Genomic DNA, 12,387 nt, shown 5'->3' on the forward strand with positions numbered 1-12,387 from the left:
GTTAAGCGCCACGCGCTTAGGCGGATATGTCGCTTTTATGCAAGGCTCTTGCTAACTACCTCAAACACATCGCTCGACAGATCGCCGGAGGCAACAATGCGCTCCAACTCAGCCTTCATCTGCGCCTGACGTTCAGGTGCATATTTGCGCCAGCGGGTCAGCGGAGCCAGCAAGCGTGACGCAATCTGCGGATTTAGCGCATTAAGGGTAATGACCTGATCAGCCAGGAAGCGATAACCGCTGCCATCGGCCTTGTGGAAGTTGATCAGGTTCTGGCCAGCAAACGCACCGATCAGGGCACGAACCTTGTTCGGGTTTTTCAAGGTAAATGCAGGGTGTTCCATCAGCGCCTTGACCCGCTCCAAGCCACCTGGCAAACCACTGGCCGCCTGGACACTGAACCATTGATCCATAACCAGCGCATTGTCCTTGAAGTGCTCGGCAAAGCTTGCCAACACCTTGGCCCGCTCATCAGCAAATGACGAGTTGACCAACACCGCCAGCGCGGTCAATTGCTCGGTCATATTGTCGCTGTTCTCGAACTGACCCAGACAGGCCGCCAGCACCTCTGGCGTCGCATTGAGCATCAAGTAAGACAGGCTGATATTCTGCAAGCTACGGCGGGCAAAATGCTCGGCCTCGGCAATATATTCACAGCTGCGCGAAACCTCGCGATTGGCCTGATAGCGCGCCCAAAGTGCATCATGCAGCGCTTCAGCCAGCTGCTGGCGAGCAAATTCACGGGCATGGTGAATGGCCTCTACGTCTGCCACTTCACTGATTTCAGTCAGATAGGCCTCGCCAGGCAGCGAGAGCATTTCCGCAACCATGGCTTGGTCCAGTTCTGTATCTTCGAGCACGGTGCGCAACGCACTGATCAAACGCTGATCCATAACCAGCGATTCACCCGCCTGCTGCTGGGCAATCAGCTCTTGGAGCACCTGCACCGACAATTGCTGACCTGCTTCCCAACGGTTGAAGCCATCGCTGTCGTGCTGCATCAGGAACATCAGTTGGTCGCGACTATAAGGGAAGCTCAGCTTCACCGGCGCCGAGAAACCGCGCAGCAGTGAAGGTAATGGCTGCTCGGCAACATTGATAAAGGTCAGCGTCTGCTCGGCCTGGTCAATCGCAAACACACGGCTTTGCGCATCAGCACCGCCCTGCTCCCCTTCAAGCTGCAAGGCCAAAGGCCGGCCTTGGGCATCCAACAAACCCAGTTCGACAGGAATGACGAAGGGCAGCTTCTCACTCTGGCCTGGCGTTGCCGGGCAGCTTTGCTTAAAGCTCAGACTGTAACGCTTATTGGCTGCATCGTAGCTTTCGCTGACCGCCAGACGCGGCGTACCGGCTTGGCTGTACCAGCGTTTGAACTGAGTCAGATCAACGCCACTGGCATCTTCCATGGCCTTGATAAAGTCATCACAGGTCACAGCCTGGCCATCGTGGCGGTCAAAGTACAGGTCGCTGCCTTTACGGAAGTTTTCAGCACCGAGTAGCGTGCGGATCATGCGCACCACTTCTGACCCCTTTTCGTAAACGGTCAGGGTGTAGAAGTTGGAGATTTCAATAAAGGCGTCTGGACGCACTGAATGCGCCAGCGGACCTGCATCTTCGGCAAATTGATGGGTGCGCAGGTAGGCAACATCTTCAATGCGCTTGACCGTGGCCGAGTTCATATCGGCACTGAACTGCGAATCACGGAAAACCGTGAAGCCTTCCTTTAATGACAGCTGGAACCAGTCGCGGCAAGTGACGCGGTTGCCCGACCAGTTGTGGAAGTATTCGTGGGCGACAATCGCTTCAACCCGCTGGTGCGCAGCGTCGGTTGCTGTTTCAGCTCGTGCCAGCACGGCACTGGAGTTGAAGATATTGAGCCCTTTGTTTTCCATGGCGCCCATGTTGAAGTCGTTGACCGCAACAATCATAAAAATGTCGAGGTCGTACTCACGGCCATAGGTTTGTTCATCCCAGCGCATCGACTTCTTCAAGCTGTCCATCGCGTGCTGGCACTTGTCGACATTTTCTGGCTCGACATAAATGCGCAGCGCCACTTCACGCTGGCTCATGGTGGTGAAGGTATCTTCGATGCACCACAGGTCACCGGCGACCAGGGCGAACAGATACGCAGGCTTCATAAACGGATCTTCCCAGGTTGCCCAGTGACGACCGTCTTCCTCGCTGCCGCTGGCAATCGGGTTGCCGTTGGACAGCAGCACCGGATAATCATGCTGCTGCGCGCTCAGGGTGGTGGTGAACTTGCTCATCACATCCGGGCGGTCGAGGTAATAGGTGATCTTGCGGAAACCTTCAGCCTCGCACTGGGTGCAGAACATGCCGCTGGACTTGTACAAGCCCTCCAGCGCGGTGTTGCTTTCCGGGTGAATCTTGACCGTGGTATCGATCACAAAACTGGCGCTGTCGGGCTGCAAGGTCAGCGACACATCCGTCAGCTGATAGTCCGCAGCCGTGAACTGGCGGTCATTGAGTGCAATCGAGATCAACTCAAGCTCTTGACCATCCAGCTCAAGGGCAGGCAGATCTGGACTCAATGCCGGATTACGGCGCATCACCAGTTGAGCATGGACCAGGCTGTGGTCTTCAAACAGCTCGAAGGTCAGGTGCGTTTCATCGATCAGATAATCCGGCGCCTGGTAGTCTTTGAGGTAGATCATCTTCGGTTGTTCGGTGCGCATGGTCGCCTCTCTTGATTGAGCTGCTTAGGAATCGCTGAAAAACTACTGCGCTAACTCTTTCAGACGATTCCTTGCAAAAAATTGATTGTGCCAAAGCCTCGGTTGATACAGCCAGCCCTGCACAGCTTGAATCGATTGCAGCCTCAGCTGCTGCTCACCGCCAATTGATAAGCGGTGTACTTGCGAATATTGATAACGCCGGTATCAAACAACAGATACTGGCCCTTGATACCGGTCAAGGTGCCTTCGGCGATTGGGTTTTTATCCAGATTAAAGCTGGTGATCTTTGGCGGATAAGCTTCAATCGGATAACCAATTTGCAGCGTTTGCACGTCATTGACTGGCTGAATCGCCTGTATACCAAAGCGTTGTTGCAACTGCTGCATGCCTTCGGCGCAGGCGCTGAGAATCTCATTGCGCACGGCCTCCAGGTCAACTGGTACTGCATCGCCTTTGAGCAGCGCACGCCAGTTAGTCTTGTCAGCAACCTGGCTGCGCAGCAGGTCTTCAACAAACCCAGACTGCTGACGCGTTGCCACCCGCATGATCGGCAGCGCTTGCGTTGCGCCTTGGTCAATCCAGCGTGTCGGCACTTGTGTGGCGCGGGTAATCCCCACTTTGACCCCGGACGAATTGGCCAGATAGACCACATGGTCAGTCATGCAGAACTGCTCACCCCAACTCGGCTCACGACAGGTGCCCGCGTCATAGTGGCAGCGCTCCGGGCTCATGATGCAGACATCGCACTGGGCAAGCTTCTGCATGCATGGATAACAATAACCTTGGCTAAAACTGGTTTTGGTCTTGCGTCCGCAGTGGCTGCAGTGAATCGCACCCAAAAACTCCAAACGCAGGGTCTTGCCGATCAGCGGATTGACTGCAATCAACTGATCATCCAGACGAAACGAATACTGCACCGGGCTTTCCAACCGCGCCGACATTTTGCTCAGCGCACCGCGCCCCAACTCATTCATTCACAACCGCCATTCTCAGATTCAGTGCAGGGTATCGGAAGACTTAAACAGCACGTTAGCCACCGGCTCCGATTTAGAGCTGCACTCTTGCGGGCCCATGTAGCCAATGCGCTGGTCTTCCGGCAGATTCTTGATTTCCCAGGCAATCAGCGCCTGCAGGCTCAACTCTTTTTGCTCTTGAGTCAGCTTGCGGCCATCTGGCCATTTGCCAATTTCTACCGCCAATTTCAGGCTCTGATAGATTTCGGGGGTGATGTTTTCAATAGTTTGCAAAAACGACGACATAACCCGCCTCCACATAAAACCAATATTTTAACAGGCTGTTAGTGACGGGCGCGCTGCCACAACCCACCACACAACCCAGTCAGGCAACCTGCCACCAACCCGCCAACATGCGCGGCATTGGCGATGGAGCCAAATTGCAGTAACTCAAAGACACCTGTCATGCATATCAGCAGCCAGGCCAGCATCATGACCAGCACGCCAGGTGGTAGACGGTATGCAGAATTAGGCGCAAGTCGCTGGTAAATCCAGCAGTGCCCCAACAACCCGTAAAGCACGCCGGACAAACCACCAAAGAGCGACGGCCCGGAGAAGCTGTATTGCGCCACATTCGATGCCAGGCTGAACACCAGGGTCAACCCCAGCAACGCCAGCGCACCTTGGTAGGACTCAATGCGCCGTCCCAATTCCCAATACCACAGGCTGTTCATGGCCAGGTGCAGAAAGCCAAAATGAATCAGCATGGGCGTGATCAAGCGCCACCACTGGCCGCCCTGCAGGGTGTGTTCGGCCGAGGCGAAATAGATGTACTCGCCCTGGATCTTGAAGTCGACGAAGCTCAACCAGCGAATCGCCGAGAAATTATCACCCAGCAGAGTAATGGCCGCGACGATAAAGGTCAGAAGCAACACCGCGCAGGTCAGGGGATTGCTTTTAGCTTGCTGAATAAACCCGGGACGAGCCGCAGCGGGCACAGGCGAGACCTCAAGCTGCGCTTCATCATTACCCTCTGGATACCGGCTGTAGAGTTCGCGCACCTGCTCGGCCAATGACTCGCCGGGCACCCACAGCACTTGTTCACCGGCTTCCTCACTCACTCGATGCGGCACCTTCAGGCGCTGTAACAAGGCAATGAAGCCGCTCAGGTTGGTTTGTGTTGGCAAGCGTAAAACCGCCACGGGACTCATTTCGGCGCCTCCGGTTTTTCAACCTCGACCCAGACAAACTTATTCGAATCCAAACGATGCTCCTGATCCAGGCGATAGGCGACCAAGCGGCCGTACATCACGGCGCTGTAGTCCAGGCACGCCAGGTTAGCGCGAATAGGTGAAGGCTTGCCGCTGCGCCAGTAGTGGCCGACAAACAATATCGGTTGGTCGGCGCCATACCTGAGCAGCTCGTTCTTTTGCATTTCCGACAAAGGCGTTTGCGCCGCCAACTCGGGTAGTGCATCGGGCTGGAACACGATGTCGCCGTAGGTTTGCGGGTTTTCTTCCCAAAACTTGGTGCGGAAGAACGAGCGGGTGAAGCCGTCATCGCTGGTCAGCGTCATACCGTGTGGCAAGCGCATATCGGTACCGCGCAGCAAGCGGTTGAAAGCCGTATTGGCAAAGCTGCCATGCTCGGCTGCCGCCTTGACGAAGGCCTGGTTGATTCGCCCATCCGGGAACTGCGCGCGCAACGGGTTAATCAACTCGTCATCCCAACAGGCATGCACGGCGCGAAAACGCTGGCCATCCACAAACAGCGGCAATTGATAAAACCACTCAAGGGTTTCACGCCATTCGGTTGGGTAGGCGGCATATTGATCCAGGGTTTCCTCGATCATGCGCGCATGGCGGGCATTGTGTTCGCGGACAAACTGGCGACCACTGCCCGGCTTTGCCGGTGTCGTCCACGCCAGCGCATTAAACTCATGGTTGCCCATGATGCACACCGCAGCGCCAGCATCGACCATGGCGCGTACCAGATTCACGGCTTCGCGAATTCGCGGGCCACGGTCAACCAGGTCGCCCAGAAAGATGGCCATGCGCGTCGGGTGACGCCAGACGCCTGCTTGTTGCCGATACCCCAATTTATCCAACAAGCGCGCAAGGGTGCGCGCACAGCCATGGATATCGCCGATCAGGTCGTAACTTCGCTCAGGGTCCAGGCGCATTTACTCGCCTCCACCACCAAGACGGCTGCCCCAACCTAGCTTGGTGCGGCAAACCTCGTAATAGTTATGGTCAAGCGGATGAATCAGGCACAGCTTTTGCGGTTTCTTGCGAATGGTCACGGTATCGCCCGGCGCGCAGGTGAAGTGGTTCTGCCCGTCACAAGAAATCTGCGGATAGATCTGCATGTCTTTGGACACCACGATTTTCAGCTCGCTGTTGCCATCGACCACTATCGGGCGACTCGACAAGGTGTGCGGGTACATGGGAACAATCACTATTGCATCGAGCTTGGGATGCATGATCGGACCACCCGCAGACAACGCATAGGCTGTCGAGCCGGTCGGGGTCGAGACGATCAAGCCGTCGGCTTTCTGGCTGCAAACAAACTGGCCGTCGATAAACAACTCGAACTCAATCATCCGTGTCGACTTGCCCGGATGCAGGACCACGTCGTTGAGCGCATCGCCCTGACCAATGGCCTCTGCATTACGTCGCACTTCGGTTTCGAGCAAAAAGCGGTTTTCGGTCAGGTAATTGCCGTCCAGCACCTCGGCGACTTTGACTTCAAGCTCGTCAGGGCGGATATCAGTCAGAAAGCCCAGGCTGCCACGGTTGACCCCAAGTACCGGGATTTTGTGGCGCGCCAATGCCCGCGCAGCGCCCAGCAAGCTGCCATCGCCACCGACCACAATCACCAAATCGCAGATTTCCCCGAGATTCTTGCGTGAAGAGGTCTGCAAGCCATGGCCCGGCAAGACTTCAGCAATCGAATCTTCCAGAATCACATGGGTGTGGCGGTCGAGCAGAAACTTCTTGAGGCGACGAATAGTGTCAAGCACCTGCGTGCTACCGAGGCGACCAATGATGCCGATATTCCGAAATTGCTCCATGGTGCTCCCGCAGGCTGAATCGCTAAAGAGTTAGATTATGGTCGAAAGCCTGCAAGCGCAGCAAACTTGCACTGACAGCCATGGCTGAAAGGTCAGGCATTACAACGACCACCTGCTGGTTAAATGGGGGCATTTGCCTCGTTCACAACCGCTGGCAAGGATACAGCGCTTGCTTGCAAGCGGGTAAATAACGCTATGCTCGTGGCATGAATCTGTTTCGATCCTTGACTGACCTGCCTCAGCGCCTGCGCCAACCTGCAGTGCGCGACTTGGCATGGGTCATACTTGCCCCACCACTGCTGGGCCGTGCCCCGACACGCCAGCGGCACCCTCTGGCGGCCAGCCGCTGGAGCCACGAGCCGCAACAACTGGCGGACTGGCTACTCACGCTTGACGATGACTGCTCAAGCCTGACCCATTGGCTTGCCGAGCGTTCGGTACGCCGGCTTGGACTCTATTACGAGCGACTCTGGCAATTTGCCCTGAATGCGGCGCCTGATGTCGAGATTCTTGCCGCCAACCTGCCTATTCGTCGCGAAGGGCACACCCTGGGTGAGCTGGATTTGATTCTGCGTGACGACGAAGGCCTGCATCATCTCGAACTGGCGATAAAGCTGTATCTGGGCGAGCAAAACGCCAGCGGCACCGCCAACCACCACTGGCTCGGCCCGGGTAGCCGAGACCGACTGGATTTGAAACTCAGCCATATCGCCGAACACCAGCTGCCCCTGTCGAAAACCGAGCAGGCGCTGAGCACCTTGGCCCAGGAAGGAATCAACAGTCAGGCAGTACAAGCCGCGATGTGGGTTGCCGGTTATTTGTTTTACCCATGGCCAGCCGGATGTCTGCCGCCCACAGATGCTCACCCCGAGCATTTGCGTGGCAACTGGGTGCATCAGCGCGACTGGCCAGCACTGCTTGCCCAATATCCAGGCGCCAGCTGGCAAATACTGCCGCGTCATGACTGGCTGGCGCCCGCGCGAATCAGCCCCGCCGACCATTGGCCCAACGAGCAACTGCAAATCTGGTTCGCGACGCTCGAGGCCCATACCAATGCGCAATTGCTGGTACGCCTTGAACAGAGCCCGGATGGCTATTGGCTGGAGCAACAGCGCGTGTTTCTGGTCAGCGACAGCTGGCCAGAAACACTCAGGCCCTACCGCTGACAGGCGTAAGGTGCGACAACGCGAAGCTTGCCCACCACGCCCTGTTCAAAATGAGCCGACAGCCCCGGTTAGGCGAATAAGTATGACCTACCCGCCTAACCGGCTGCTTGTGCTTGCATCGCGCCTTATTGCGCCTGCATCGCCTTGAGGATTTTCTTACCCGCGCGACCATCATAGGGCTGCAAACCCAGACGTTTTTGCTCCTCGACAATAGCTTTGCGGGTATTGGTACCAATCAAGCCATCCGCCTCGCCAATGTCGTAGCCACGGGCAAGCAATAACTCCTGCAACTGTTTGCGCTCAACACGGCTGAGGCCCGGGTCATCCGTTGGCCATGGCGTAACGATCTCGTCACCTCCACGCAGGCGATCGGACAAATGAGCGATGGCCAGCGCATAGCTTTCAGCCGCGTTGTAGGAATAGATCGCATCGAAATTGCGCATCACAATAAATGCCGGCCCCTTTGCCCCGGCAGGTAGCAAAATGCCAGCCGGGGTATCGCTTGGCGTGATCGCCGAGCCATCGACCTTGACCACGCCACGAGCGACCCAGTCTTTTAGCGGGCGCTTGCTTTTACGGCCAGTCGACGAGGTATTAAAACCAGCAGGCAGCCTGACTTCATAACCCCAAGGTTGGCCGGTGCGCCAGCCTGAACGTTTCAGGTAGTTAGCAGTTGAGGCCAGTGCATCGGGGATACTTGCTACCAAGTCGCGACGACCATCCCCGTCGCCATCCACGGCAATACGTTGATAGGTTGAAGGCATGAACTGGGTATGACCAAAGGCGCCCGCCCATGAACCCTTCAGCTCTTGCGCCTGGATATCACCGGATTGCAGCAGCTTCAGGGTGGCAAAGAACTCACCCTGGAAGAACGCCTGGCGCCTGCCATAACAAGACAATGTACCGAGCGAAGTGAGCAACGGCCGCTTGCCGAAGGTTTTTCCGTAATCGCTCTCAACCCCCCAAACCGCGACCACCGTAGCCGGATCGACGCCATAGGTGCGCGACACCTTGGCCAAGGTGTCGGCGTGCAGCTTGAGCATCTGCCGCCCTTCATCGACACGCTGCTGATCGACCAGCGCAGCCAGGTAATCCCAGATAGGGGTGCTGAATTCAGGTTGTGAGTCGAGCAGCTCAAGCACGCTCATATCAGGCTCAAGCGTTTGCGTATAACGGTCAAAGGTCGCACCAGAGACGCCCTTGGCTGCAGCTTTGCCGCGCAAACCTGTGAGGCACTGCTGGAACGAGGCCGCCTCTGCCTGCAGGGCCAACGCGCCTACACCGAGTAGAACCGCACCTAAACGGGTGATCATTTTATTCATCGCATATTCCCTGATACTGAAACAGTCCACACAGCCTGAAATACGGACAGTGTAATGATCAGAGACAGCTTAGTCGCGACAGTTCCGTTACAAGCCTTTAGCCAAGGCGGCTGCGCGCCCCTGCAGACCGCCAGTATGGACAAATATCAGCCGTGTTCCTCGGGGGAATGCGCCCTGCTCGACTTGATCACGCAAGGCCAGTAGTGCCTTGGCGGTGTACAGCGGCTCGAACAGCATCTCCGACTCAGCTTCACAAGCCTGCATAAAATCCAGCAACAGCGTATCGACTTTGGCGAAGCCACCGCGCGCGGCATCGAGCAAGCGATACCCTTGATCGGCCTGCTGTGCCTGGGTCAATACGTTGGAAATCTGCAATTGAGCGCCATGCCTTGCCGGAACAGCCAAAGCACCGTAGACCGGGTGTGCTCCGGCTTCGGCCAGAACCAACCCAGCCAAGGTGGTACCAGTCCCCACCGCCAGCCACCAAGCGTGATAATCAGGCCAATCAAGCTGCGGCAGCTGGCTGCGCACCATTTCGACCAGCGATTGGCAGCCCTGGGCGCCAAGCAAGCCACCACCGCCTTCCGGAACGGGCAGCAGCTGCGGGTAACGTGAACGCCATGGCTGCCAAAACCCTGGCAGATTACGCCCACGGTAACCGCCATAGCCGAGCCAGTGTAAGCCCATGCCTAACTGTTCGAGTTCAGCGGTGGTCGGCGTTTGCTGGGGATTTCCACGCATCAAACCAACGGTTTGAAAGCCAAAGCGGTTACCTGCTGCAGCCAGGGCATGCAAGTGATTGGAATGGGCGCCGCCCAGACTGATGAGGCCCTGGGCGCCTTGCTCGACTGCAGCCTCGATATAGGGCGCCAGCTTGAACCATTTATTGCCGCTGACCTGCGGGTCAATCAGGTCAAGGCGCAGCACCGCCACTTCGACCCCAGCGTTTGCCAACCAATACAAGTTTAGTCGCTGTACGGGGGCTGTCGGCCTCCACTCAGGCCGTTTCAATGCAGATCACCCCACGGTGCTAATGCGCTCGGCATCCTTGTGGCGGGCGCAACAGTTGGAGTCTCCGGGCTTGAAGCGGCTTGGCGCATCGATTCGATCAATACGGATAGCGCAACGCTGTCCATTGGCCAACAGCGCTTCGCAGCTTGGCTGTTGATAATGCGCCAACCACTGCCTGTACTGTTCTTCTGAGACGAAACATTTGGATGCGGCATAGGCAAGCGGGTTTTCCTGGTAGCGAGCAATATCTTGCAGGGCAACGGTCAAGTGCCCAGCCCCAGGATGATAAACCACAAATACCATGCCCAGGTTCGACAGGCGTTCGAGAATCTGGTCGCCACTTTGACCCGTCAGCTGTTCCCGCTCGCTGTTAAGGCGATCGATCTCCTGCTGGAGCTTACCGTCGAGCTCCTGACGATAAGCCAGCTCGACATCACGAATGGCAATTTGCTCTTTGTACTCAACCACGGCCGAGGCAATTTTGGCCTGCATCTCACTGTCGAACTGGGCGCGCATCAAGTCGATTTCACTGCGTCCATTGGTTTGCAGCGTACGCAGTTGCTCGGTCATCTTCTCCCGTGATGACTGAAAACTGGCTGCTTGTTCCGCCAACTGCCTTTTCAGATCAGCATTGAGTTCCTTCTGCTGCGCCAGGGCTTTTTGCACCAGGGCCATTTTGGCCTCAATGACTTCTCGGTGTTTCTCGCTGGCCAACTTGAGCTTGGCCAGCTCTTCTTCGTGCTGAAGACTCAGGCTACCGATACGCAAGCGCTGCTGCTTGATCAGCTGTGCAGCTTTCAGGCGCTGCTCCTGATTCAACTTTTCAGCGACCTTTTGCGCCTCTTCCAGAGCAGGATCAGCCGAGTACCACTTGTCATCCGAGACCATCTGCAAGCGTTCGGCAACAACCGACTGGGCGCTGTCATCCTCGATCAGCAGGCCCAGCTGATTGGCCTTGACCACGTCGCGCAAAATCACCAGATCATTCTGGCCAGGAGCCAGATTCGGGTCCCAAAGGTGCATCTGGTGCCATGACACCGGGCACTGGCTACGACATGCCAAGCGGATCGGGCCAGCGCCCATGTCGGGACCACGCCCGGACTTTTCAGCCAAATGCTGCAGCGGGATATTCCAACCGTTGTCTGGAACACCCTTTTCATCGAAGTCGAGGTAGAAGAACACCACCGAACGAATCAGCAGCCGCGGATTGATCATCAAGTAAGCCGCCCGCACCTGCTGGTCAGCGAACTCCGGCATATTGACCATGCCATCGAGCAGGGCTTCAAACTCGGTGAAGAACATTTGCTTGCAGACACCACCGTGTTCACTGAAGAACATCACGGCATCAACCATCTGCGGCTTGTTCTGCATGCTCATCCGATTCCCTCAAAGCTAGATTGACAACACTCATCTGACGTTGCGCGCGGCTCAGTATCCAGCCCAGAGGAGCAGAACATCCTCGGGCGATAATAACGCCTAAAATCACAGGCCAGTAACTGGCGCGCACCAGCAGTCAGGCACATGACAGCCGTTTGAGCGAGTCTAGGGGAAAAGAGTAGATCAGCAATGTGACTGGGTTGGCAGTCGTCTTGCCACAGGAACAATCCGACTCAACTGCACAGCAAAACTGTGATGGGATTGGTACAAACTGTCAGCATGAGACATTTTATGTCAGTTTCGAGCCCGACTTGGACGGCACGCACGATGCCACCCAAGTACCGACTCAGCTCAGCCGACTAGAGCGCGCCGCGCAGGCGCTTGCCCATTTCGTCGCCCAATGCCTGCAAGCCACTCATGGGCCGGACCATAACCTCGAACTCGACAATTTGGCCCTGTTCATTAAAGCGCACCATATCGATGCCCTTCAGCTCACGATCAGCCACTTTGGCGCTGAACTCCAGCACCACATTCAAGCCATCTGCCGACACCAACTCACGGTGGTAGGTGAAGTCTTCAAATACCTTGATTACGGTATTGAGGATCATCGCCACCTTGTCCGCACCAGCATATGGCTTGAACGCCATGGGAGAGCGAAAGACAGCATCCGGATGCAGTAATGCTGGCAGACCACTAAGATCTTTGCTGGCAATCATCCCATGCCATTGCTGCATGACTGGGGCAATATTTGGCTTAACCGCTAATGCTGTCATCTCTACTCCTCAGTTG

General features: G+C 56.4%; 11 protein-coding genes. 1 reads left to right on the forward strand and 10 read right to left on the reverse strand.

The annotated features are described in order from the left end of the window. Positions 1–35: 35 nt before the first annotated feature. The 6 genes from pepN to AACY26_RS01695 form a co-directional block, all read right to left on the reverse strand. On the reverse strand, positions 36–2,696 hold the full coding sequence (gene pepN, locus AACY26_RS01670; RefSeq protein WP_339510358.1) for an aminopeptidase N: 2,661 nt from the start codon (positions 2,694–2,696) through the stop codon (positions 36–38). Positions 2,697–2,839: 143 nt separating this feature from the next. After that, the gene (locus tag AACY26_RS01675) at positions 2,840–3,670 is read right to left on the reverse strand and encodes a DUF2797 domain-containing protein (RefSeq protein ID WP_339510359.1); all 831 of its coding nucleotides are present in this window, start codon (positions 3,668–3,670) and stop codon (positions 2,840–2,842) included. Between the two features lie 21 nt (positions 3,671–3,691). Further along, positions 3,692–3,955 carry a YeaC family protein gene (locus AACY26_RS01680; RefSeq protein ID WP_339510360.1) on the reverse strand — a complete coding sequence of 88 codons (264 nt, stop codon included), beginning with the start codon at positions 3,953–3,955 and terminating at the stop codon, positions 3,692–3,694. A gap of 38 nt (positions 3,956–3,993) precedes the next feature. Continuing rightward, on the reverse strand, positions 3,994–4,860 hold the full coding sequence (locus AACY26_RS01685) for a rhomboid family intramembrane serine protease (RefSeq protein WP_339510362.1): 867 nt from the start codon (positions 4,858–4,860) through the stop codon (positions 3,994–3,996). After that, positions 4,857–5,831, reverse strand: a complete 975-nt coding sequence (locus tag AACY26_RS01690; RefSeq protein WP_339510364.1) for a metallophosphoesterase — start codon at positions 5,829–5,831, stop codon at positions 4,857–4,859. The genes AACY26_RS01685 and AACY26_RS01690 overlap by 4 nt, the downstream gene beginning before the upstream one ends. Next, the gene (locus tag AACY26_RS01695) at positions 5,832–6,722 is read right to left on the reverse strand and encodes an NAD(+) kinase (protein ID WP_339510366.1); all 891 of its coding nucleotides are present in this window, start codon (positions 6,720–6,722) and stop codon (positions 5,832–5,834) included. A gap of 206 nt (positions 6,723–6,928) precedes the next feature. Here AACY26_RS01695 and AACY26_RS01700 point away from each other — a divergent pair, with 206 nt between their 5' ends. Further along, a complete protein-coding gene (locus AACY26_RS01700) occupies positions 6,929–7,888 on the forward strand; it encodes a DUF1853 family protein (RefSeq protein ID WP_339510368.1) in 960 nt (319 codons plus the stop codon). 125 nt (positions 7,889–8,013) lie between these two features. Here AACY26_RS01700 and AACY26_RS01705 read toward each other — a convergent pair whose 3' ends face one another. From AACY26_RS01705 to AACY26_RS01720, 4 genes are all read right to left on the reverse strand, one after another. Continuing rightward, complete coding sequence (locus AACY26_RS01705; protein WP_445261251.1) at positions 8,014–9,210, reverse strand: lytic murein transglycosylase; 1,197 nt, start codon at positions 9,208–9,210, stop codon at positions 8,014–8,016. A gap of 87 nt (positions 9,211–9,297) precedes the next feature. Then, positions 9,298–10,173, reverse strand: coding sequence for a 1-aminocyclopropane-1-carboxylate deaminase/D-cysteine desulfhydrase (locus AACY26_RS01710; protein ID WP_339510370.1), 876 nt, complete (start codon positions 10,171–10,173; stop codon positions 9,298–9,300). A gap of 54 nt (positions 10,174–10,227) precedes the next feature. After that, complete coding sequence (locus AACY26_RS01715; protein ID WP_339510372.1) at positions 10,228–11,598, reverse strand: chromosome partitioning protein ParA; 1,371 nt, start codon at positions 11,596–11,598, stop codon at positions 10,228–10,230. A gap of 359 nt (positions 11,599–11,957) precedes the next feature. Then, complete coding sequence (locus tag AACY26_RS01720) at positions 11,958–12,371, reverse strand: nuclear transport factor 2 family protein (protein ID WP_339510374.1); 414 nt, start codon at positions 12,369–12,371, stop codon at positions 11,958–11,960. Positions 12,372–12,387 lie beyond the last annotated feature (16 nt).

Source organism: Pseudomonas sp. RL_15y_Pfl2_60, from assembly GCF_963970595.1.
Classification (GTDB): Bacteria; Pseudomonadota; Gammaproteobacteria; order Pseudomonadales; family Pseudomonadaceae; genus Aquipseudomonas.